At 55.1% G+C, this 24158-nt stretch carries 21 protein-coding genes, 1 tRNA gene and 1 pseudogene; 2 read left to right on the forward strand and 21 right to left on the reverse strand.

Translation table 11 applies throughout. From position 1 onward, the window contains the following. Positions 1 to 7: 7 nt before the first annotated feature. The 16 genes and pseudogenes from LARV_RS18020 to LARV_RS19960 form a co-directional block, all read right to left on the reverse strand. Complete coding sequence (locus LARV_RS18020; protein ID WP_075074946.1) at positions 8 to 1018, reverse strand: Gfo/Idh/MocA family protein; 1011 nt, start codon at positions 1016 to 1018, stop codon at positions 8 to 10. A gap of 6 nt (positions 1019 to 1024) precedes the next feature. Next, on the reverse strand, positions 1025 to 1780 hold the full coding sequence (locus LARV_RS18025) for an amidohydrolase family protein (protein ID WP_075074947.1): 756 nt from the start codon (positions 1778 to 1780) through the stop codon (positions 1025 to 1027). A 1-nt stretch (position 1781) separates the two neighbouring features. After that, positions 1782 to 2564: an amidohydrolase family protein gene (locus tag LARV_RS18030; RefSeq protein ID WP_075074948.1), complete on the reverse strand. Its 783-nt coding sequence runs from the start codon at positions 2562 to 2564 to the stop codon at positions 1782 to 1784. Between the two features lie 36 nt (positions 2565 to 2600). Then, positions 2601 to 3437, reverse strand: a complete 837-nt coding sequence (locus LARV_RS18035) for an ABC transporter permease (protein WP_201785941.1) — start codon at positions 3435 to 3437, stop codon at positions 2601 to 2603. A 131-nt stretch (positions 3438 to 3568) separates the two neighbouring features. Then, complete coding sequence (locus LARV_RS18040; RefSeq protein ID WP_075074949.1) at positions 3569 to 4522, reverse strand: ABC transporter permease; 954 nt, start codon at positions 4520 to 4522, stop codon at positions 3569 to 3571. A 103-nt stretch (positions 4523 to 4625) separates the two neighbouring features. Then, on the reverse strand, positions 4626 to 6314 hold the full coding sequence (locus LARV_RS18045; protein WP_075074950.1) for an ABC transporter substrate-binding protein: 1689 nt from the start codon (positions 6312 to 6314) through the stop codon (positions 4626 to 4628). 169 nt (positions 6315 to 6483) lie between these two features. Further along, the gene (locus LARV_RS18050; protein WP_075074951.1) at positions 6484 to 7539 is read right to left on the reverse strand and encodes an aldo/keto reductase; all 1056 of its coding nucleotides are present in this window, start codon (positions 7537 to 7539) and stop codon (positions 6484 to 6486) included. Between the two features lie 26 nt (positions 7540 to 7565). Further along, positions 7566 to 8882: an aspartate aminotransferase family protein gene (locus tag LARV_RS18055; RefSeq protein ID WP_075074952.1), complete on the reverse strand. Its 1317-nt coding sequence runs from the start codon at positions 8880 to 8882 to the stop codon at positions 7566 to 7568. A gap of 40 nt (positions 8883 to 8922) precedes the next feature. Beyond that, entirely contained in the window at positions 8923 to 9966 is a 1044-nt protein-coding gene (locus LARV_RS18060; RefSeq protein WP_172797933.1) for a PfkB family carbohydrate kinase, read from the reverse strand. A gap of 33 nt (positions 9967 to 9999) precedes the next feature. After that, on the reverse strand, positions 10000 to 10290 hold the full coding sequence (locus LARV_RS20975; protein WP_407936375.1) for a VOC family protein: 291 nt from the start codon (positions 10288 to 10290) through the stop codon (positions 10000 to 10002). Positions 10291 to 10350: 60 nt separating this feature from the next. After that, a pseudogene (locus tag LARV_RS18065) lies at positions 10351 to 11019 on the reverse strand (bifunctional 4-hydroxy-2-oxoglutarate aldolase/2-dehydro-3-deoxy-phosphogluconate aldolase); the annotation flags it as partial. Between the two features lie 14 nt (positions 11020 to 11033). Next, positions 11034 to 12281, reverse strand: coding sequence for a M20 family metallopeptidase (locus LARV_RS18070; protein WP_075074955.1), 1248 nt, complete (start codon positions 12279 to 12281; stop codon positions 11034 to 11036). A 1-nt stretch (position 12282) separates the two neighbouring features. Beyond that, positions 12283 to 13344, reverse strand: coding sequence for a zinc-dependent alcohol dehydrogenase (locus LARV_RS18075; protein ID WP_075074956.1), 1062 nt, complete (start codon positions 13342 to 13344; stop codon positions 12283 to 12285). Positions 13345 to 13346: 2 nt separating this feature from the next. After that, positions 13347 to 14363 carry a C-terminal binding protein gene (locus LARV_RS18080; RefSeq protein ID WP_075074957.1) on the reverse strand — a complete coding sequence of 339 codons (1017 nt, stop codon included), beginning with the start codon at positions 14361 to 14363 and terminating at the stop codon, positions 13347 to 13349. 27 nt (positions 14364 to 14390) lie between these two features. Beyond that, positions 14391 to 15065: an RraA family protein gene (locus tag LARV_RS18085; protein WP_075074958.1), complete on the reverse strand. Its 675-nt coding sequence runs from the start codon at positions 15063 to 15065 to the stop codon at positions 14391 to 14393. Between the two features lie 85 nt (positions 15066 to 15150). After that, positions 15151 to 16809, reverse strand: coding sequence for an amidohydrolase family protein (locus tag LARV_RS19960; protein WP_083522692.1), 1659 nt, complete (start codon positions 16807 to 16809; stop codon positions 15151 to 15153). 382 nt (positions 16810 to 17191) lie between these two features. On the opposite strand from LARV_RS19960, the gene LARV_RS18100 reads away from it, so the two are divergent. Then, a complete protein-coding gene (locus LARV_RS18100; RefSeq protein WP_075074959.1) occupies positions 17192 to 17995 on the forward strand; it encodes an IclR family transcriptional regulator in 804 nt (267 codons plus the stop codon). Positions 17996 to 18129: 134 nt separating this feature from the next. Beyond that, a complete protein-coding gene (locus tag LARV_RS18105) occupies positions 18130 to 18936 on the forward strand; it encodes a fumarylacetoacetate hydrolase family protein (RefSeq protein ID WP_201785942.1) in 807 nt (268 codons plus the stop codon). 320 nt (positions 18937 to 19256) lie between these two features. On the opposite strand, the gene LARV_RS18110 is transcribed toward LARV_RS18105, so the two are convergent. The 5 genes from LARV_RS18110 to LARV_RS18130 all read right to left on the reverse strand — a co-directional run bounded on the left by LARV_RS18110 (position 19257) and on the right by LARV_RS18130 (position 24144). After that, positions 19257 to 19328 (reverse strand) — tRNA-Lys (locus LARV_RS18110). Positions 19329 to 19559: 231 nt separating this feature from the next. Beyond that, positions 19560 to 20531: an acetylxylan esterase gene (locus tag LARV_RS18115; RefSeq protein WP_075074961.1), complete on the reverse strand. Its 972-nt coding sequence runs from the start codon at positions 20529 to 20531 to the stop codon at positions 19560 to 19562. Positions 20532 to 20803: 272 nt separating this feature from the next. After that, complete coding sequence (gene thiS / locus LARV_RS18120) at positions 20804 to 21043, reverse strand: sulfur carrier protein ThiS (RefSeq protein ID WP_075074962.1); 240 nt, start codon at positions 21041 to 21043, stop codon at positions 20804 to 20806. Further along, positions 21040 to 22737 carry an aldehyde ferredoxin oxidoreductase C-terminal domain-containing protein gene (locus LARV_RS18125; RefSeq protein ID WP_075074963.1) on the reverse strand — a complete coding sequence of 566 codons (1698 nt, stop codon included), beginning with the start codon at positions 22735 to 22737 and terminating at the stop codon, positions 21040 to 21042. Before LARV_RS18125 ends, thiS begins: the two co-directional genes overlap by 4 nt. 117 nt (positions 22738 to 22854) lie before the next feature. Beyond that, entirely contained in the window at positions 22855 to 24144 is a 1290-nt protein-coding gene (locus tag LARV_RS18130; protein ID WP_075074964.1) for an aspartate aminotransferase family protein, read from the reverse strand. Positions 24145 to 24158: the final 14 nt, after the last annotated feature.

A 24158-nucleotide genomic window follows, 5' to 3' on the forward strand; every position in this document is an offset into this window, starting at 1 on the left:
TATTCACTCAACCGATATGAACCATCCGGTGGGTTTGCTGTGATTGGTACGCAGCCAGCACGATTTCCACCGCGGCGCGGCCGTCCCCGCCGGTGATTGCGGGAGCGCGGTTTTCGAGGATGCTGTCAACGAATTCCTGATCTTGCAAGGCAAAAGACTTCAAGCGCACAGGCGAGAGGGGGTCTTTTTGAAAGTCGAACGGTTCCTGTTCGTACATCACCTGCCAGCCGTTCTCCGTGCCCAACTTCACCATCCCATAGCTATCGATATCCAGGAGCCCTTTTTCACCGATGATGCGCGCGTGAAACGCCGAGGTTGGAAACAGCGGAGGAGCGCTCTCGAATGTTACCCATACCGTAGCCATCACTCCCCGGGAGAACTGTATCAGGGTCATCGAACTGTTTTCGTGCGGCGATTGGATGGCGTAGTTTCCCGAAAAGCCGCACACCCACTCGGCTTCATCCTCCAGGAACCAGCGCAGGCGGTCGGGGCTGTGGATGCCATGCCCCAACAGGCGGCCGCAAGTCTCCGTGCTGTGTGAAATATCGGCGGGCAATTGGGCATGTTGTACCTCTTCAACCATTCTAATCCGCCCGATCGCCCCGGAGTCGATGAGCGATTTGGCCACCCGGTTGCCATCCCGATAACGCTGAGTCTGGGCAGTCATCAGATTCAACCCGGCTCGGCTGCAAGCATCGATCAATTGGTCGATATCGGGCAGGGATGTCCCGATGGGTTTCTCCATCAGAATGTGCTTGCCGTGTTGAGCGGCGGCCAGCCCCTGTGGAAGATGACAGTCGTGTGGAGTGGTAATGATGACGGCGTCGATGTCATCGCGGTCCAGGAGGTTCTCGACGCTCCCTTCGAAGTCGACCTGATATTCAGCCGCCAGCTTTGGCGCGCGTTTTCCCCCGGCGATTGCCACCAGACGCGCGTCGTGACAGTATCTGCTGGCCACCTCGGCGTGCGTCTTGCCCATGAAACCCGCTCCGATGATGCCTATCCTGACCTGTGCCATCTCAGCCTACTCTCCTGCCAGCACTCTTGCGGCGTTGCCGCCCAGAATCATTTCTCTATCCCGCTCCGTGATTTGCGCCTTCTGAATCTTGTAGAGACCCGGAAGCGGATACATCAGTGGCAGCCCAGTACCCATGTAAACGCGTTCGGCACCGGCTTTATTGACCAACGTTTCGATCCCATTCACCATCTGCATGCATGAAGTCTCGAAGCCTACGTTTTCGTGCCGGCGCATCACCGCGAGGGCGTCGCGAAATTCGCCGTAATTCACGCCACCGATGATAATGTTCAGTTTCGGAAAATTTTGGGCGACCGTATTGATCTCGCGCACATCCAATTGCGGCAGGCCCCAATGCAGGATCATGCGGATCGGAATGACCACGGTCATGCCCAGGTCCTGGCCAAGTGCCAACACTTCGTTCAGGCAAGGATCGTCGTCCAGGTGATAACGGTGATGTTGCGGGAACAGGCGGAAACCGCGCATGCCGGCCTCATGCGCTGATTTGAGGATGTCGCAGGCGTTCTTTTCATCGCAAGGATTGATCACCGCGAAAGCATGTACACGACCGTTCGACGCGCTTGCAAAGCTGGCTGCGTCCTCATTTCCCTGGCGGGGTTCGAAGAAAACACTGCGCGTCGAGGCCACCACTGCCTGGTCGATTCCCTCTCGATTCAGCAAATGGATCAGATCGGCCTGCGTTGTGTACTTGATCTTCCAATACGGCCACAGCCCAAAGTACGCGGAAAAATCGATGATTGCCATGTCAGGCCTGCCCTTTTTCTTTTCGATCTGCGATTGCGGTAGATTGACCGACGAGTCTGAGGATGTTCCCCCCCAAAATCAGGGCCTTTTCTTCATCCGACAACTCCGCGCCCTTCACTTTGGAAAAGCCAAAGAAGGGATCGATCAATGGCATATCCGTGCCGAAAATAACCCGTTGAGCACCGACCCCGGCGACCATTGCCTCCAGATACCCCATATCGGACTGTGAACTGGCTGTATCGAGGTAGATGTTGGGGTAATGCCTGGCGACCTCGATTGCGCGGAACCAATCCCCCATCGCAGTCGGATGCCCGCCGGTGTGAGCCATGATAATGACCGCCTCGGGAACAGCATCGCACAATCCCGCGCATTCTTCGGCGGTCGCATGCGCCAGGATAGGCATCTTCAATTCCGCCGCCTTGGCGACGATTGGATACATGGCGGGTTCGTTGACGGTTGTCAGCAAGGAGTAGCTGCCGAGGCCCGCGGTTTGGTGAATGATCTTCAATCCCCGCATTCCATAGACTTCAAAACAGCGCTGCACTTCTTCCACGGCCTCGCGTCCAAATCGGCCGTTGACCAGCGATGCATAGCCGATAATGCGGTCAGGATGACGTTTCATGTCCGCTGCCAGACGGCGGTTGCCTTCGGCAGGATCATAGTGAAGCGCGTAACTGTCAGTGGCAAATATCTTATCGATCCCCACGCGATCGGCCAATCGCAGGACGTCGTCTGTCGAATAGCCGTCGTAGCCTCCAGTATGTACATGCGCATCAACGATCATAAATCCTCCTCATCATGCAAATCCCTGCTGGCGTTCTCATTTTCCGCGCTGCGTTCGCGTCCTGCGTGGATCCAGCGCATCCTGCAGGCCATCAGCAAAGAAATTCATTCCCAACACGACCAGAGTGAGCGCCACGCCCGGGAAGATCCCGTACGTCGGGGCGCGGCTGATGTAAACCTGGGCCGTTTGCAGCATATTTCCCCACGAAGGCTCGGGCGGCTGGCTACCCAACCCCAGGTAGCTTAAAGATGCTTCCATCAGGATGGCGCTTGGCGCAGCGATGGCGATGTTGACGATCACCGGCGTCAGGCAGTTGGGCAGGATGGTGCGGAAGATGATCTCGAAGTCCGATACACCCAGTGCCCTTTCCGCAGTGACGAATTCCATTTCCTTTGTCGAGATCGCGATGGAACGAGTCAGGCGGGCGAAGGTGGGCATGCTCGTCAGCGCGACTGCGAAAATTGCCACCGAAGGTCCCGGACCCAGAATGGAGACCATGCCGATGGCCAAAAAGATGCCCGGAAAAGCCAGGATGGTATCCCAAACGCGCATGATCACCGAGTCCACTATGCCGCCCATGTAACCGGCAATCAAGCCGGTGGTTACCCCAATCAGGGCCGCCAGCGACACCGCGAACAGGCCAATCTCGAGTGAGATGCCCGATCCAAAGATGACGCGACTCAAAATGTCGCGGCCCAATTCATCCGTCCCGAAAAGGTGGGCAATCGAAGGTTCCTGGAGTTTGTGCCGCACGTCCAGAATGTAAGGATCATACGGAGAGATTTGTTTGGCAAATACCGCCATAATGATCAACAGTAATAACACGACGACGCCAAATGCGCCCTTGCGGCTTCGTAACAATCGCGTAACCACGCCCAAAAATCCTCGCCTTCGGAGGCGGTTTGGCAGGGCTACGACACGGCCAGTGGAGTTAATTGGTTCAGCGGGATTCAAGGTAAATCCTTATCTCAGGCGATGAATGCTGGCGAGAATCCAGAATGCGCTCAATATCCACGCGCCACCCGTACGCGCGGATCCAGGAAACCATAACTCATATCGACCAGCAGGTTGGTGATGATAAAAATCAACACCACCAGCATCAACGAAGATTGGACCACCGGGTAGTCGCGGTTCATAATGGATACCAGGATCAATCGACCTATGCCGGAATAAGCGAACACGGCTTCGGTGATCACCGCTCCTGCCAGCAGCCGGCCGAATTGAATGCCAACGATCGTGACCACCGGGATCATGGCGTTACGCAGCGCGTGGTGGCTGATGACGCGCGATTCGAACAAACCTTTCGCGCGCGCAGCGCGAATGTAATCCGTCGAAAGCACGTCCAGCATCGCCGAGCGCATATAGCGGGCGAAGACTGCGATCTGCGGCACAGCGATGGAAATTACCGGCATCAACAGGTACTTAAAATTCAGGATGTACGTTCCTTCGATCTCTCCCGTTCCGGAAGGCGGTAACCATTTCAAGCGCACGCTAAACACCAGAATCATCATCAAGCCCAGCCAGAAATTGGGAATTGCCAGCGCAAGTGAGCTCAATGATGTGATTGCCATATCCAGGATTGAATTCGGTCGCAAGGCAGACAGGATTCCCAAGAGGAACCCGAGAAACACAGCAATGATCATAGAAATGACGGCCAGTTGCAGCGTCTTTGGGAACGCATTCCCGATCTGGTCGGCTACAGGTTGCCCGTTCGTCAGCGAATAACCCAGGTTGAAATGAAGCATGTCCGAAAGCCAGACAACATACCGGACGACGATCGGTTTGTCCAATCCCAGTCGCGTTCGTTCGGCCTGAATCTGTTCTTGCGTCGCTTCTGTGCCGAGCTTCATGGCAACCGGATCGCCCGGGGAAAGGACGATAATGGCGAAGATAAGGATGGAAGCAATGAATAACGTAGGAATCAATTGTAGAAGGCTTCTGACCAGAAAACGCCGCATCCAAACCTCCTGACAGTGAACAAAGGTGTTGGCTGCCGCCAGTAGTTCGGGGGAACTAACCAACGGCAGCCCCTATTATTTGGATCAATCCATCAGGAGTGGTCTAGCGGTCCAACCACACCTGTTCGAAACCATAGAAGCCCAGAAGGTCGGCATAGAGACCCTTGACCGTCTTGCTCAGTCCAGCCACATACGGATTGGTGACGACCTGGATCATGGGGAGTTCATCCACCAGGATCTCGTTCGCCCGTTGGTAATATTCCGCCCGTTTTGCCGGATCAAGTTCGGTGCGGCCTTTGGTTACACAATCTTCATATTCCGCGTTGTACCAACCGTAAGGATTGACAATGCCGGATTTCTCGCCGGCGCCATATTGCGGTTGGGTCTGGAAGAAGATCGCCGGGTCGCGCTTCGTACGACCGGTTCCCCAGCCCGCCAGGTTGTAGCCGCCCAGGTCAGCGCTCTGAGCAATTTCATAAAACTTGGCGTTCTCGAACTCATCGATCTTCAATGTAATGCCGATCTTTGCCAGGTCAGCCTGCCAGATCTGGGCGTAGATCTTCCATTCCGGGAAGCCTGTTCCGGTCACAAAGGTCAACGAAAAATCGCCGACGCCAGCCTCATCCAACAAAGCCTTCGCCTTATCCAGATCGAACTGGTGAGCCATCACTAAGTCTTCTCGGTAGGCAATCGTCGCCGGGCTGTAAAAGGGAGAGGTGATCGGTTCGGAGATGCCGTAGTAAACTTCGTCGGCGATCAATTGGCGATCCAGCGCGTAAGACAGCGCCTGGCGAACTTCCTTCTTATCAAGCGGTGCGAGTTTCGTGTTTACGATGACATTGACGATATTACCGGAACCTTCATTGATCATCACGTCATAATTAGGATCGGCTTTGATGGTATCCACATAGGATGAGGGTACTTTACCGATTCCATCAACCGCGCCACTTAGCAAATTCGGAACCAGTGTCTCCGCCTGATCCAACCGTCGGACAACGATTTCATCCAGGTAGGGCACGTCCTTATTATAGTATTCTGCAAATTTCTCTAGACGAACGTATTCTTTCGTCTTCCATTCTGTCATCTTGAATGGGCCAGTACCAACGGCTAAAGTCTTGGTCAGGTTTCCATCCGTTTTATCAGGGATCAAGATGGCATACCAATAATCCAGGATGTCATAGATGAATGGGACTGGCTGGGCGAAGGTGAGCTTTAACGTGTAATCGTCTACAGCAATCACATCTTCGATCGATTTCAATAAGCCATTGATTTTTTGAACACCGGCGATGGTTTTCAGGGTTTCGTCTTTGGTGTACCCGAACATTTCAACGAAATCATTGGCTGTAAAAGCCTTACCATCATGCCATTTGACGTCGTGCCGCAAGTTCAAAGTCATCGATAGACCATCATCGGCAATTTTCCAATCCGTCGCCAGATCGGGATGGATTTCTCCCGATGCATCTTTCCAGAGCAAGCGGGAATAGACCATGTTGTGGATGATATCGTTGGTGCCAGACATCGCCCAGGCGTTCCAACTGGTGAAATCGCCTAACTCAGCCCATGTCAAGGTACCGCCGGTTTTAACACTCGGCTCGGCAGTTGGGTCGACGATCACCTCGGTCGGCAAAACAGTTGCCTGTTCAGTCGTTTGAGGTTCTTTGGTATCAGCGGGCGCAGAGGTCGCGGTAGCGGCAGCAGGAGCGCATGCCGTCACCAGAAGTACCACGATCAGTAAAATGGCTGAAATGGTAAACACCCTCTGAATTTTTGGTGTCTTGGAATGCTTCTCCATCTTATTCACTCCTATGCTTGAATACGGTTCGTGGGAATTGAAATCGGGAAAAGATTGCGATGGTTTCGGCATCGCAGTTGAGCGCTATGAAATCGTTACAGGCTCACCTCCTCTTGGAATCTGACGGGATGTGAAAGTAACCGGTAAGAAGAGTCTGATCTCGCTATCACTAAGGTTTTTCCGGAACAATAATGGCGTTAATTCGTTCTCTTTGTTCCGCGGTCAGCACGAATCTCCCGGCTGCAGCGTTGGACTCGAGTTGTTGAACGGTCGACGAAGCGGGAATGACCGGCCCCATACCGGGCAGTGTGAGCATGTACGCCAGCGCCAACTGGTTGACTTCGAGGCCCAATTCGGTTGCCACGGCGGCCAGTTGAACCAACCGCTGATAGGCCTGGGGCGTCAAATCTTTATCGAGGGTGCCCTCGTCAAACAACCGGTCCCCGGGGCCAATTTTGGTTTTGTTCAGATATCGTGAGGTCAATAAACCGCGCGCCAGGGGTGAGAAAGCCACAAAGGAAACACCGGATTGGCGGCAATGCTCGAGCACGCCCGGCTGGCCGGTTTCGAAGTTAAGAATGTCGTACTGGTTTTGGACGGCAACGACCCGGCATCGGATCGAAAAACTGCTTTCAAGCGACTGGTAAAGTTGCAATTGGTCCACGGTAAAGTTGGATACGGCGAAATGGCGGATCAAATCCTGCCGGACCAGATCTTCGATGGCGGACAGGCTTTCCTCGGGAGGGGTATCCGGCTCATACGAATGGAAATAAAGCAGGTCGATGCTGTCGCTTTGAAGACGGTCCAGGCAAGCGTAAACCGATTCCAGGATGTTGATGCGCCCCAACCGGCAATGGTTGGGGGTGTAACCGTCCATACCGCCAAAGATCTTGGTGGCCAGCACGATATTGCGGCGCTGATCCGGATTGTTTGCCAACCATTTGCCGATCAGGCGTTCTGAATTGCCCGATCCGAAGTTATACCGATTGGCGGTATCCCAAAAGGTAACGCCCAGTTCAATCGCGCGATCGAAAATTTCAAACGCCGTCTTTTCATCGACTCGAGCTCCGTCGCCGGTCTCCGGATACCCGAATTTCCAGGTGCCCAGGCCCACATTGGAGACCCGTAATCCGGATTGGCCAAGCCGCCGGTAGGGCATCTTGTGGAAATCATCGATTACGAAAGGCACGTCGGTTTGTGCAGGATTGGGAATGCTCGACTCCATGGGATCTCTCCTTAACAGTGGTTCGGTCAGGATGCGAGTGTCTTGAATACACCTTCAAAAACATTCAGGGCAGCGTCCAATTCCGGCTGAGTGATGATGAGCGGCGGGGCGATCCGAATGACATTTCCATAAAGGCCCAGCTTACCCAGCAGAACGCCGTGCTCCGCGCAGCCCATGACCACCTTACGGGTAATCTCCTGGGACGGCGTAAAGCGGTCGACAGGATCAACGAATTCGATCCCGATCACTAATCCCTTACCGCGAACATCGCCGATGAATGAATACCGGTTTTTCATCTCCAGGAAACGGGATTTCAAGTATTCACCCATGACCCGTGAATTTTCCGGAAGATTCTCTTTTTCCATGGCATCCAGCACTGCCAGCACGGCCGCGCTGGCCATGGGATTGCCACCCCACGTGCTGGACAACTCGCCCGGTTTCATGCACTTAAGGACATCCGATTCGCCGCAAACAGCCGAGGCGGGAATGCCGCTGCCCATGCCCTTGCCCAGGCAAAGCAGTTGGGGATGGATATCCTCCCACTCGATGGCGAACATCTTGCCAGTGCGGCCAAAGCTGGCCTGCACTTCGTCGACGATGAGCAGCAGGTTGCGCTGCCGCGCCCAGGTCTCAAGCCCCTTGAGCCAGCCTTCCGGCGGGAAGATAAATCCGGCCGTCCCCTGGTAGGGTTCGACGATCACAGCGCCCAGATCGCCGGATGAAGAGGATTCGACCACCCGGTCGAGAGCCTTCAAACAGAACATGCCGCAATCGGGATAGGTCTTTCCATAGAAGCAGCGATAGCAATAAGCATAGGGAGCCATGATCCCGCCGGGAACCGGAACACCAAAATGGCGCCGGGTGTTCATGCTGCCGGCTACCCCCATCGCCCCATAGGTGCGACCGTGAAAACCGCCGTAGAAGGCCAGAATTTCCTGCTTCCCTGAATACCGCCGGGCAATTCTCAAAGCCGCTTCGGTCGCGTCTGCACCTGTGCTCAGCATGAACACCTGGTTCAGATTTCCCGGCAATTTCTTCGCCAGGCGATAGGCAGCCGATACGCGTTCGGGGGTCGGGAATGAATAGCAGTTCATCATGCGCGGCGCCTGGTTTTGAATTGCAGACACCAGCCCGGGGTGGTTATGCCCCAAATTACTCACCAGGACTCCGGACGTAAAATCGATGTATGGGTTTCCGTCCACATCCCAGACCCACACACCCTGTCCATGATCCCAAACGATCGGAGTCTGGTCCACCGAGCATGCCGGTTCACACTGCCGTGATTTTTCGATAATCTCTGCCGACTTTGGGCCGGGGATGGATCTGTAATCCAATTTTTCCATATCAAACCTCCAGATTAATTACAGGTTGAAGAAAAGCGATCTAGCGCTGCACGCGGCCGGATGCATCACCTTTCATCAATCGTTCCACTTCGGTGACGCTGATTCGATTGAAATCGCCGGCGATGGAGTGCTTGAGACAGGAAGCTGCCACTGCAAACTCGAGGGCATCCGAATCCGGCATATTCTTTGTCAGACCATAGATCAGGCCTCCGGCGAAAGCGTCACCGCCGCCAACCCGGTCGACGATGTCGCTGATGTCATACCTTCTGCTGACGTAGAACTCCTTGCCGTTGTAAAGGCAGGCTGACCAACCGTTATGGTCGGCGCTGATGCTCTCACGCAGCGTGATGGCCTGTATCTTGAGATTGGGGAACGTTTCCAACATCTTCTTGCACAGCGCTTCGTAGTGCGCCCGATCGAGATGTCCACCTTCAATCGATTGGCTTGATCCGACGGCTTCGACTTCGACTCCCAGAGCCTTCTGACAATCCTCTTCGTTGGCGATCCCCACATCCACCAGCCGGACGATTTCTGTCATGACCGATTGGGCTGACTTGCCGTATTTCCAGAGATTCTTGCGGTAGTTGTAATCGCACGAAATCGTAATGCCGTGCGCTCGGGCTACATGCAATGCCTCCAGGCACAGGTCCGCAGCACTTTGGCTGATGGCGGGCGTGATGCCCGTCAAATGGAACCAATCGGCATCTGCCAGGATGCGTTCCCAGTCCAGGTTGCCCGGCTCGGCCGTGGCGATCGAGGATTCGGCCCGGTCGTAAACGACCACGGAAGGGCGTTGGTTGGCCCCGGCCTCCAGGAAATAGATTCCCATGCGCGATCCCTGGCGAAGAATCTCCGCGGTGTCGACGCCGAATCTGCGTAACTCGGCGATGCACGCGTCGGCTACGAGGTTCTTGGGCAGGATGGTGACAAAGGATACGGGTAGTCCAAAATTCGCCAGCGAAACCGCCACGTTGGCTTCACCCCCGCCGAAAGTCGCCTCCAACATGGGCGATTGGAAAAAACGCTCAGTGCCTGGAGCTTTGAGGCGGAGCATAATCTCACCGAATGTGACGACATGTTTCATCATTCTTTTTCCTCTGGAACTCGACCGTTCTCTCTATTTCCGCCACAACAGGTGCACTCTGTGGCCGGCAGGATCCGTCTGTTTCAGGTAAACGGCTTTCGATGTGGGCTTGATGATCGGCGTCTCCAGCTCGATGCCGCGCGCCATGAGCGTCTCCACAGCGGTTTCGAAGTTGGAGACCGAAATGGCTACGTGCGCGGGCTGACCATCAGCGGATTTACCGATCTCGATCCGCCCCGAACCGCTGCCCTGCACGAAGATGCTCGAGTTGCCTTCCTTGACCTCGAACCCAAAGGTATTCTGGTACCATTCTGCCATCTCCATGCCTTTGTGGTCAGCCAGCGGATATAACCCGACGTGTTCAACGCCGTTGAAAACGTTCAACCCGCGCGCCGCCCGCGACCAATCGAGGCATTTGGCGGTGAGCTCGGTGATCGCGGCGTAATTCTCCGCCAGCACCCAGTCCTTGCGGATCAGATCCGATCCGATGCCAACCGCAGCCACCCCAGCCTTGAACCAGGAGGTGATGCTGGCTTCGTTGGCTTCCACACCCCCGGTTGGCATGATGCGCGTCCATGGCGTCGGGCCAAGGATGCTTTTGACAAATTTGGGTCCGCCGACCGAATCGCCGGGGAAAACCTTGACGATTTCCACTCCCAATTCCTCGGCCTGCGAGATTTCAGTGGCGCTGCCGCATCCGGGGCAATAAGTGACTTTGCGCCGATTACATATCTTCGCCAGTTCGGGATTGAACACCGATCCGACCACGAAATTGGCGCCGCTGGCCAGGAAGATCGATCCGATTCCTGGGTCTCCCACCGACCCAACTCCCAGAATGACCTCGGGGGCTTCCCTGGTGTAGTACATCACCAGATCGGAAAACACACGGTAAGCGTTGTCGCCGCGGTTGGTAAATTCGATGGCCCGCGCACCGCCTGCAACACAGGCGTCGATGATCTTCCTGGCGGTATCGAAATTCGAGTTGTAGAAGACCGGGATGACCCCCAGCCGGTTGATCTCATTGAGAACTTCCAAACGTGAAAAACGCGCCATCTTTTCCTTCCTTACTACGATTGCGATTTTTTGAGCAGTTCCATCTGCGTATCGCCCTGGACGTAGTCCGCTAAAATTTCCGCGGCTTTGAGGATGTCATCTATCGAAATCTGTTCTTCCTTCGAATGGGCATGCAGGATGGATCCCGGGCCGAATACCACGGTGGGGATGCCAACCTGGTTGTTGTAAAGCCAGGCGTCGCAGGCAGCCGTCATTGCGTGTATCTCACCGGGCAGGCCCATTGCCTGCACTGACTTGACCAGTCCGGTGACAAGCGGGTGATCGACGGGCAGACTGTTGCCGTCGTTATTCAACATTGGGAAGCTGAGCTCAAAGTGCTCGCGCAGCCATTCATCGCCTTCGTCCAGCAGCGCCTGGCGCAACCCGGCCTGCACTTCGTGGCGATTCTTGTTGGGCAGGAATCCGATCAACCCCTTCAAAACGGCAAGGGATGGGACGCTGGACGGCCATGTGCCGGCCTGGCATTGCCCAATGGTTAACGGCATGGGGTCGGCATATTTATCGAAGAGCGGAAGATGGTGGGATTCAGCCAGCAGGCGGTCGTGATAACCGCGCCAGATCTGGATGGCTTCAAAGGCCTTATCGAGTGCGCTGATTCGCCCCTGGGCGTTTCCGCTGTGCGCCGCCCGCCCGAAGACCTTCAATTCGAACCACACCGCGCCACGTACCGCTGGAATTACCGCCATGTTGGACGATTCGAGCACGATGGCCGCGTCAGCTTTGACCCCGCGGCGAATCATAGCCAACGTCCCATTTCCGCCGTTCTCTTCCTCGATCACGAAATGGAAGATCAGATCGCCCTTTGGCCGGATACCCCGCTCGCGAAGGAGCAGCGCCAGGGCGTACATCGTCGTCACCTGTCCTTTATCATCGCTGGCGCCACGGCCAAAGATGACTCCATTCTCATCTCGCGGGAAGAAGGCATCCTCCTGGCCTTCCGAGGGCGGCACCACATCCAGGTGAGCGTTGAACACAATCGTCGGGCCTTCGCCACTGCCCTTGATGACACATTCAACGTTGGGGGTGTCTTGATAAGTGAAACCCGGCAGCGGGAAGGCGTAATCGGGGTCCTGAATGATGCTGTCGTCGATCGGCACGAGCTCGCACTCATCCACCAATGAGTGAATTTTGCTATAAACGTATCGACTTGCCGGGCCTTCATGCCCGCGAGTGGACGGGATGCGGATCAAATCCATCAGGAATTGTTGAGCCTCATTGCGAAGTGCGACGGTCACAGCCATGTCAATCCTCCTGAAAGGTAAAAATGACTTTCAAGGCTTCCTGCTTTTCAATCAGATCGAACACACGTTCCCACTCTTCGAGTCGCACCGTGTGGCTGATGATCTTGCGGACGTCCATTTTCTTCGAAGCGATCAAACCGATCGAACGGTCCCAGCAGGAAAAACCGGTGCTCATATTGAAATACAGATTGCAAACTTTCCAGGCAGCCTTATCCCAGGGGATCTTGATCTCATCCCGGCCGGTCAACCCGATCTGGCTGATCCGTCCCATACGCCGAACGACATTGAATGACGTTGCAATCGCCTGAGGTGCGCCGGAGGCTTCGACCACCAGGTCCGCACCGCGGCCATGGGTCAGGCGCATCACTTCATCCACAGTATCCTGTTGGTCGGCCAGGATAATTTCATCGACACCGATTTCTGCGGCAACAGGCAGGCGCATCTTCTGGTCGACGGTGGTGCCGACGATAATGGTCTTGCCAGCTCCGCCGGCGCGGGCTGCCATCAATGCCAGCAGACCGATGGGACCGGGGCCGAAGATGACCACAGTATCATTGGCAAACACCAATCCACGTTCCAACACATCCTGGACGACGTTGGCCGCTGGCTCGACCACCGCGCCTTCTTCGAATGTCATCGAATCGGGGATTTGATGAAGCAGGTGTTCGGGCATGACCAGGTATTTTGCGAAAGCGCCGTCGATCCCCCATCCTGGCGAACGTTTCGAGCTGCACAATTGCGGATTGCCCGAACGGCACATTTCGCACTTGCCACAGGCGCGCGTGTGAGGCTCGCCGACGATGCGGTCGCCGACTTTGAAATTGGTGACTTCGCTCCCCACCTCGACGATAGCGCCGGAAAATTCGTGTCCCAGGATCACTGGCGGCCAATAGGGAAATTGGTCATGCCGAATGTGGACATCCGTACCGCAAATCCCGGCTGCCTTGATCTCGATCAGGACCTCGTTTGCCTTTGGTTGAGGAACCGGCGCCTCACGAAGCTCCATATTCCCCACCCCTTTGGCCGTCTTATAAAGTGCCAGCATCGTATCGGCTCGTTTCATGGCTAACTCTTTCTTCCTTGTCCCTGCATCTCGACCCCGGTCGGAAATACCGGGTGAAGTTGTTCTTCGCCATTGCGAAAACGACGGATGTCCTCCACGATCTTCTGCCGGATGGCGAGGCCGGATTCTTCGGAAAGCCACGATAGATGCGGGGTGCAGATGACCTTCGGGTTATTGGTCAAAGGATGGTCCGGCGCGGGTGGTTCTTGTTCGTATACATCGATTCCGGCCATAGCCAGTCTTCCCTGGTTCAATGCGTCGTTCAATGCCTCCAGGTTGACAACCCCGCCGCGCGAGGTGTTGACCAGGATGGCGGTGGCCTTCATCTGCTCGAATTGGGCGGAGTCGAACATGTGGTAGGTCTCGCCCCACTTCAACGGCACATGTACTGTGATGGCATCCGCCTCACGCAGCAGTTGTGTAAAGGGCGACGTCTTTATGCCGAACTCCTGCTTGCGCACTTCACTGATGTATGGATCGACGATGATGAAGCGGGTGCCAAAACCCTGCAACATCCGAAAAACTGTGCTGCCGATGCGCCCAAAACCGACGATCCCCACCGTTTTTCCGGCCAGGCGAAAGACTGGATTGATGGAATTGAAATCCCATTGCCCATGGTCTACCGATAGGCGAAGTAACTGGTTCTGTAACAATAATTTTCGCTGGCAGGCCATCATCAAAGTCACAGCCTGCTCGGCCACTTCCTGCACGCAATAATCCGGAATGTTGACGACCTGGATTCCTTTCCGTGTTGCCGCGACAAGATCCACATTGTCATATCCGATACCGTGACGGATGATCAGCTTGCAGTGCCGCAACCCGTCGATGACTTCTGCGTCGATGCGGGCCATGTTGACCACCATAATGTCGGCATCCTGCGTAATCTGGATTAATTCATCCGCCCCGGCCGTCTTCAATTGGAACGCATTCAGGTCGACCCCCATATCTTTACATTGTTCGGTTTCCCATATGAGGTCCGGCTCGATAAAATCTGTGACAACAGCGGTAAGGTTAGGCACGAGCTTCTCCTATTGCGAAGATAGTTTTTACAGACGTCCGCCTGCTTTTAACATTTCCTTGACACTGGCTCCTTCACGGATCAGCTTGCGGGTGGCGCTTTCTTTTTCCATCAATTCCTTCGCCTTGTAATAAACGTCCGTGACGATCTCTTGCGGGATGACCACCACACCGCCGAAATCTCCCATGATGAAATCGCCGGGACGAATCTGCACGTCATTGATGAAAATGGGTTTCTGAACGCTCTCCAGCCGGGAACGATTAAAATTTGCTTCCAATGGGCATGGAAAAGCAGCAAACATGTTGAAGCCAGCCTTGTAGATATAATACGGATCGCGCACGCCACCGTCGATGATTGCACCCTCCACACCGTGTTCGGCGCAGATCGTACACATCAATTCCCCCCAGTACCCGGCATTCTTGCACTTCGAAGAGTCAATCACAGGAACCACACAAGGCTTTAACTCGTCCACCAGCCGGCGGGCCATTTCCTCATAGGCTGCGTCCTCAACGATCTCCGGGTCATTCACCCAGCGCATGGTAAAAGCCAGGCCGGCGACCCGCATTTCAGGGACCAGCGGCCGGATCTCGGGCCCCAACCATTGGTTGTGAAGCTTGAAATCGGTATCCATGATGTCGGTAAGCGCCGCTGGATAGGACGCTTTCAAACCCTGGCAAAGTTCTTTCAAACTTGGTTGCTCCATGCTTGCCTCCATTTATTCGATCGACGAAATATGAGGTTGATAAAGGTGATACCCAGGTAAGAGGGAAATCGATGAAAATAACCGATCAAGAAACGCCGGCAAGACCCAGTAAGCGCCGGATGTTACCGCCGAGAACGAGGGAAAGATCTTGTTTTGATAAACCGGCAAATAATAATCTGCCGAGACTGTAACGCGGGTCGATAAAAGGCTGGTCTGAACTATAGAGGACCCGATCGGCGCCAGCCATAAGAACCATGCGGCGGATCCATTCTCCAGTGATGAATGATCCACTGATATCCAGGTACAGGTTGGGGTGCTTTTTTACCAGATCGATGGCGCCGTTGAATCCAGCCGGGAGCGCGCCGCTATGAACCATGAGGATCGGGACATCGGGATAGCGTCCGGCAACCTCGCCGAATAACTGTGGATCGTCGAAGTGCGAGCTGTGATAAGTGTGCACGAGAACGAAGGCGTCCCTTTTGGACGCGAACTCGAAAACCGGCTGGTAGCCTGGGCCGCCGATGGGCTGCAGATGCGTATCCGGAACCAGCTTGATTCCTTTAAATCCCCATTCGTCGAACGCGCGTCGCATTTCATCCTCAGCCAGCTCAGGTTCGTTTGGGCTGACGACGACGTACCCAATAAAACGATCAGGGTATTGCTGGACAGCCTGGGCGGTCAAGCGGTTCCCGGTGTACCAGTCGCCGGAGATGGCCAGGTGGCTCGAGATACACGAACGCGCGATCGATAAGTGATCCATCACACGCAGCATATCCTCTGCGGAATTTTGTGGAATGTAAAATTTATGGTAGGGTCCCATGTGAACATGGGCATCGGTGATTTCGATATCCTGTGGAATTCTTTCAGTGCTTAGGTCCGCCGATTGGGTGATAATCTGAACCGAAGCTTCCTTGTGCATTCCGGGAAGAGGCGCAACCTTAACACGATCGAGAAGTTGCTCCAGGTTCTTGCTTGCAATCCGTCGGATTGCCTCCTGAGGTATTCCCGCTTTCACCAGCCGCAGCATAGCGCCACCGGCATCGACAAACGGTTGTCCCGTTCCAAAGAGTAAGCGATTTTCCCCCAGTCTTTCGGTCACAGCCTCGACACCCTGATGGGTGGCAAAAAATGACAGATCCAGGAATAAATTGGGGTTGGTCTGCATCATCGGCATCAAAATGTGAAACGCTCGATAACCGACCCGCGTTAATAAGATCGAAAGTTGAGGGTAAGTCCGACACAGGGTGTCCAGTACATCCAGGCTGGCAGCGCTGTAATCATACAATCCACTCTGCGTGAATATTTGATCGAGATCGATGACCACCAGATAATTACGCCGGTCGAGTTCACTCAACAATTTTTCAGTTGGTCCATCGTTCAGCGAAAATACGTGCTCGCGGGGGTAGAGACGGACAGCCCTGACTCCGTTTTGAGCCATTTGTTCGCAGAATGCAACTTCGCCCCCCAGATCCTCGACCTGCAGACCAGGAGTAACCACCCAGCAAGGTTCCAACTCAGGGTGGCCCGAAATGGCTTCCATCAGTAAGCGGTTCCCCAATGCCGGAGAGTTTTGCCAGGCAAGGGTATGTGTCACCAAGGCGCGATCGATCTCCAGACGCCGCATATTGGACAATAAGCCATCGACGCTGTCAAAAGCCAATTTTTCACCCGGCCAACGGCCGATGAACGCGCATGCATCAAAGTATGTCATTTTTACTCGACGGGGGAAAAAGTCGTTGCGCATAAATCGAATTTCTTATTGCGCATTGCACAATACCATTGTATAGTCTATAAACCGTTTGTCAAGCAGAAAATGAAAACTCGTATCCAGAATGTGCTTTTTGTCAGGTGGGGTGGGGGATTTTATGCAGGTACATCGATATTTTGATTGGAAATCGGTAATAAACACGAAAGAGACATACAATATAACCAATAAATATGCAAGGAGGCCTGTTTTGGATCATTTTCTGGGAAGAATCCCGGTGAGGTGATATAATTAAAAAGAAACGGCGTGGCAATGAAAAGGCGAGATTTTCAGCCCCCTCTTGAAAATTTACGAATTCTATTGCATAATATGCAACGAGCGGTCATCCTCTTAGGAAAAATTCAAATCCCCAAAAGGTCCTATGGATACAGAGAATAATTCGCCCTATCTTCACGATCAAAAAAGCCTCATCCAATCCCTGGATCGAGGTCTTCAACTGCTGGAAATCATCAGCCAGGCAAAAGAACCCATGGGCCTTCCTGAACTATCCGAATTATTGAACGTCGACCGCAGTACAGTGCATCGGTTGCTGGGGACGCTGCAAAAAAGGAATTACGTCGTTCAGGATGCAGTGACTAAACACTACTCGCTCGGTTTGAAGGTCATCGAATTGAGCCGTAGAGCGTTGGATGGAATCAACTTCCGTTCGATTGCCAAACCGTATTTGAAACGGCTCTCTAAAGAAACGGGCGAAAGCACAAATTTATTCATTCTGACCAACAACCACGCAGTTTGTGTGGATTACGAAGCCAGCCCCTCCCCCCTGGCGGTAACCAATGACACCGGGATTATTTACATCATGCATGCCACCGCCGGTGGCAAGGTATTGCTGGCATTCATGCCGGAAGCGATCCAGCAAAAGGTCATCAACAGTTCGCCGCTCCCAGCATTCACGCCCCGGACATTCACCGATGCAAGCACATTGATGATGCATCTACAGCAAATTCGAGCCCAAGGCTATGCCATCGATGATGAAGAACGCTATGTGGGGGTACGCTGTATTGCCGCGCCGATTTTCGATCATACCGGTAAGAATATCGCCGGCATCAGTATTTCCGGGCCTGCTTCGCGTGTCACCCTGGACAAGATCCCTGAATTGGCTCAATTTGTTGTGCGTGCCGCAAATGATATCTCCGCTGAATTAGGCCTTGGCAGGTTTGATTAGGATCATTAAATTAAACTTCAGCCTTTTGGAAAGGCCTCAAAGGGGCAAAGATGAAACTGGTCTCTTATTACCTGGATGGAATGCTGCGAGTAGGCGCGCTTATCGGGAATGGATGCAACGATCGTGTCATCGATTTGAACCTGGCCAATCCATTCCTGCCACCGGACATGCTGACTCTTCTGAGAATGGGAGATGCAACCCTGAGCCAGGTCAGAGATGTGCTTGCCGAGCCTCAAAACCATATGAGCATTCCGCTATCCGAGGTGCGGCTGGGGCCTCCTATATCGAATCCTTCGAAAATCATCTGCCTGGGATTGAATTATCAGGATCACTCTCCAAAATCAGATCCATCTACGCCGGTTTTCCCTACCATTTTCGCCAAGTACGCCAACTGCATCGTTGGGCCCGGTGATCCAATAATAATCCCGTCAGTAAGCGATCAGGTGGATTACGAAGCAGAATTGGCTGTGGTGATTGGCAAACGGGGTAAAGATATACCGCTCGATCAGGCAATTCATCATATCGCTGGGTATACCTGCTTTAATGACGTCAGCGCGCGTGACTACCAATCACGAACCAGCCAATGGCTGCAGGGGAAGACTTTTGATACGTTTGGCCCGATGGGGCCCGCTCTGGTAACCAGCGACGAGATCTCGGACCCAGGGACACTCGAAATTTCGCTCGCCTTGAACGGCCAAACCATGCAGCATTCTAATACCAGCCACCTGATCTTCTCCATCCCTCAGATCATCGTTTATCTATCCCAGATCATGACATTGGAAGTCGGTGATGTCCTATCCACCGGGACTCCCGGTGGAGTCGGCGCGCTGCGAAATCCCCCTGTTTTCCTCAAAGCGGGTGATCAGGTTGAGGTACGTATTGAGGGTGTGGGTATTCTTTACAATCCGGTTTCAGTTGAATCCCTTCAAAAGAACCGCTAATCATTTTTTATACAGGACTATCGCCTTATTGTTTTCATGAATAACGCCTATTCATCATAATCACCCGATAAAGACCTTTCTTCGTATAGGGTTTGCCAGATCTGACCAGATAAAAATTCGACTTTTTTATATTTACAGTTCTAGAATAAAACGGTTTAGACCGCCAGGATGGGTCATCTCATTATCAGTGTGCGCATCCTTGATAAGAAAACACTAACCTCAGGATGGTCTTTAAATAACTCACCATTGAATTGAATAAGTGTCCGGAAATATGGGAATTTAACGGTAATAAAAAAGCCCATCCAACGATGGGCTTCGTGTGACTCACCAGGGACTTGAACCCTGAACCCACTGATTAAGAGTCAGTTGCTCTGCCATTGAGCTAGTGAGCCGTGCTTTTCACGCAGACCAGATCGTTATTTTCCTGCTGGCGCGTTAGCGATAGCTATTATACCGCAGAGTCCGTACCTGTCAACAAAATACACCTGTTTTCCTCCTCAATCTGAACCCTAATACCGCCTATCTCCGAGTGAGTAATAAAAAGCAAACAATTTCATTCCCTTCAGAGGAATTACCTGAGGGAATCGACCCGGTCTTTCGGATTTTCGAAAGCTGTGGCGAAGCTATTTCCACAGGTGTCTCAGAAATTTGATCTGCTCAATACCTTGATAACTACTGCCGCCTTCATGGCCGTTGTAGGAGTAAATTCGGATCTCTTTTTCGGCTTTCCAGTTGTTATAGGCTGCGAAAACGGTCGAGGGCGGGCAAATTTCATCCATCAGAGCGACAGAAAACAGCGCCTTTGCGCTGGCCCGGGCGGAAAAATTCAAGCCATCGAAGTAGGAAAGGGTATGGAAGACTGCATCGACTTTATTGCGATGAGCGTGGCAATAATCCACGATTTCTTTGTATGGATAGGTATTCACAAGTTCGGTTGCGCGTCGATAATGGCAGAGGAATGGCACGTCCGGCATGGCAACGGCCAGATCGGGCACGAGCCCGGCGACGGCGATGGTGATGCCGCCGCCTTGCGAACCGCCGGTGACAGCAATCCGCGCGGGATCCACCGCTGGATGGCTGCGCGCCGCTTCGATAGAACGAACGGCGTCGCTGAAAACGCGACGATAGTAGTAATGCTGCGGGTCAAGAATTCCATTGGTCATGCTGCCGGGCGTTTGAGGATTGCCGCCGCCAGCATACAGGTCAGGCGTGTCTCCCGTAAGCCAACCGCTTCCCTGGCCGCGTGAATCCATGATGAAGTGCGCATAACCCACGCTGGACCAGAGCAGCCAATCAATTGGGAAGCCGCGCCCGCCGCCATAACCAATGAATTGAACCACACAGGGGAGCTTACCCATGCGCTGTTTCGGAAGGAGAAGCCAGCCTTTGATGGGTTGCCCGCCGAATCCGTTGAACGTAACATCGAAAGCATCTTGCAGGACGAGACCATAATCCACCGGTTCGAATTTTACCTCCAGCGGATACGAACGAGTTTCGTCCAGTGTGTTCCGCCAAAAGGCATCGAAATCCGCGGGTTCATCGCGGGTCGGGAGATAGTCCTTGAGTAGTTCGAGAGGGAGATCGAAGATTGGCATTCTTTTCCTTTGACCTTCGCAAAATTTATTACTCGCATGGATCTGCGGGGATTTGAATTACCCGGCCAAAAAATTCCGATATTGCATCCCGATATTTTAACGCACACTTTGCTTGCCATACGAACTTACCCATACAAAAGCGATCCTCACGCCCGATGATGGCAATTCAAGAATGTGAATGAAATCTCAAGGGAACAACGAAGATTTTATCGCCAACAGGCCGATTGAACTACTGTTCCAGCCGGCCTGTTTCAGATTAAGAGACGATAATGTTATCCGCCCGAAATCGCCGGGATCAAATCCAGCCGATCGCCATCCGCCAACCACGCGTCCGCGTCCACCACGCGCCGGTTGAGCACCAGCAGTAAATCCGCGTCGTTCGCGGTCAGGTTCAGCCTCGCCAGTACATCCTGCACGCAGGCGCCGGGAGGCAGCGCCATCTCCAGCAGGCCGGTCTTCTGATCGGGGCTCACCCGCTGCAGCGTGGTATGCAGCCGGATGAGCACGATCACTCGAACACCCCATCCAGGTCCCCGGCCGGCACATCGAACACTGAGCCCGTCGGCGCCAGAGCTTCCTCGGTCATCCACTCCGGCAGGCGATCATCAGCCGCGGTAAAACCCGCCTGGCGGTTGAATTCGCGCTCCAGCCGGATCGTTTCGCGTCCCAGTTCCTGCAGGATGCCATCCCCCACCTGCCAGCCGTAACGCGCGTTGAGCAGGTCGCGCACGGTTTCAGGTGCGGCCCCAAAACCGAACCCGGCAAAGATACACGCGCCCAGGGTATCGTACCCGGCCATGTTGAGCTGCGCATTGCGCGAGACTTTGGCCTGGCCCTCCGGGTTGAGGTGGTCGATCCTGGCGCGGATGGTCAGGCCGGCGGTATGGTCGGCGCCTTGCGGGGTGGTTGCATAAGTCACGCCGGTGCCTTTGATGGCGCGCGGATCGTAGCCCGAGATGGCCTGGTTCTTCACCACCGGCACGCGCCGCACGCCCAGCACCTTGCCCGCCAAGGCTGCGCCGCTGCCGATCACCCGACCGAGTGGGGTGTTGCGCCGCACCTCATCCAGCAGCGCCAGCGCGCGCCCGGCATCACCGAACTGCATCAACCCGGCCTGGGCCGCTACACCCAACGCGGCGCCGGTGTCGATCGAGTCGATTCCCAGGTCATTGACCTCCCAATTCAAGCGCGCGATGTCGTCCAGGTTATCCAGCCCCAGGTTCGATCCCATCAGGGCGATGGTCTCATATTCCACGGGTGAGACGATTTCCTTGCCATCCTCGCCCGCAAATACGTTCGAACACTGGATGGTGCAGCCGGCCATGCAGGCATGGGTGGGCTGTGCGTCGCCACCGTGCTGCAGCACCGTCTGGCGCAGATGCTCTCCGGAAAGCGTTTCTACGCCCTCGAACTCGCCGGCCGAAAAACCGCGCGTGGGCAGCCCGCCCAGCGTGTTGCACAGGTTCGCGATGGCGGCCGTACCAAAGTCACGGTAAACGCCGCTCTGCGGATGCTCGATCACGGATTTTGTGAAGCTTTTCTGGGCAGCTTTGAAAGCCGCCGGATCGGCGATGGGCGGTTTTTGCCCGTCGCCGGCGTCGAAGATGATGGCCTTCAAGCCTTTTGAGCCCATCAACGCGCCCAGCCCGCCGCGCCCATTGATGCGCGACGGCACGCCGTCTTTGTCCAGGTTCAGGATGCCGGCCGCCAGGAGTTGGTTCTCGCCGCCCGGACCGATCAAGGAGATGGCCACTTTTTCTCCAAAGCGTTCGCGCAGCGCCCTGGCGCAGGCGTACGCGCCCAGCCCGGCCAGCTCACCGGCCGGTTCGAAGCGTGCGCCGTCTTTACTCAGGTACAGCAGCCACCACCCGGCGGTTTCGGGTTGGTCCTCGAGGATGAGTGCTTTCAATCCCAACCGGCTGATCTGCAGCCCCGTCGAGCCGCCGGCGTTGCTCTCTTTTACGCCGCCGGTCAGCGGGCTCTTACCCCCGGCCGAGATGCGGTCGCAGCTCGAGAGCATATGCCCCACCAGGAGTCCCGGGGCGAATATGAGCTTGTTGTGGCGGCCCAGCGGATCGCACGTTCGTGAGACTTCATCGACCAGGATGCGCGCAATCAACCCGCGTCCTCCCAACCGCTCCCAGCTCTCGGGAACCGGCTCGCGCGACAGACTGTGCTTGCGAACGTCGATCCGCCAGACTTCCATGCAATCCTCCTGACCTTCGATGCAATGTACTTATTATGACACATACGGGCGCTGCAAGTAAATCGCCCTCGCAGCGCCCGCTCCCCCTGATCTTCTTGCCGCTTCACCGCCAGATTTTCAGCTTGCAGCCGCCTCTTTGAGCGCGGCTTCGAAGATGTTCAAACTCTCAGCGATTTGGCTTTCACTGACGATCAACGGTGGGATCCAGCGAATGACGTTGTCCCACGGCCCACAGGTCAGCAGCATCAACCCGCGTTCGTGACAGGCGCGCGCCGCTGCCTTGGCAGTCTTCTTATCCGGTTTGCGTCCGCCATCCCGGAACTCCGTGCCGATCATCAACCCCAGCCCGCGCACGTCGCCGATCACCGGGTATTTCTGCTGCAATGCGCGCAGCCCGGCCGTCAACTGCGCCCCGCGCTCCTGGGCATTTTCCAGCATATGTTCATCGCGTATGGCGGCGATGGTTGCCACCGCGCCGGCGGCCGCGACAGCGTTGCCGCCAAAGGTGCCGCCGTGCGAACCCGGCACCCATTTTTGCATCAATTCCAGCCGGCTGAACACGCCCGAAATCGGCAGCCCCGAACCCAGGCCCTTGGCCACCGTCAGGATGTCCGGGCGCAGGTCAAAGTGTTCCACGGCGAACCAGCGCCCGGTGCGGCCGAAGCCGGACTGGATCTCGTCGGCGATCAGCAGGATACCGTGCCGGTCGCACAATTCGCGCAGTCCGGTCAGGAAGGCTTTGGGCGGGACGACATACCCACCTTCGCCCAGCACCGGCTCGATCAGGATGGCGGCCGTCTCCTGCGGAGCCGTCTGCGACATCAACACAAAATCCAGTTCGTCCAGGCACCACTGCGTGGTCTGTTCCTCGCTCCAACCGTAGCGGTAGGCGTACGGATAGGGCGCGATGAAAACGCCGGATGGCAGGGGCTGATAACCGGCGCGGTAGACCGTCTTGGAGGTGGTTAGCGCCATGGTGCTGGCCGTCCGCCCGTGGAAACTGCCCTGAAAAACGATGACATTCGAGCGGCCGGTGGCATGCCGCGCCAGTTTGATGGCTCCTTCCACCGCCTCGGCGCCCGAATTGCTGAAGAAGAAGCCATCGATGGTGGACGGCACAATGGGCAGCAACGCGCGCACCAGTTCCAGCATGGGTTGGTGCAGGATGATGTTGGCCTGACCGTGCAGCAGCAGACCGGCCTGCTCGCGGATGGCCGCCACCACTCTGGGGTGGCAGTGGCCGGTGTTGGTCACGCCGATGCCGCAGGTGAAGTCGAGGTAGGCGCGCCCGGCCAGATCATAGACGTACGCGCCTTCCGCCCGGCTGGCGATGATATCCGTGCCGTGCGTCCACACCGGTGAAAGGTGCGGCAGCACGTCCGCGTAATCCTGATTGGAAGTCGTCATGGCTCCTCGCTCGG

Origin of the sequence: Longilinea arvoryzae (genome assembly GCF_001050235.1) — a bacterium.
GTDB lineage: Bacteria > Chloroflexota > Anaerolineae > Anaerolineales > Anaerolineaceae > Longilinea > Longilinea arvoryzae.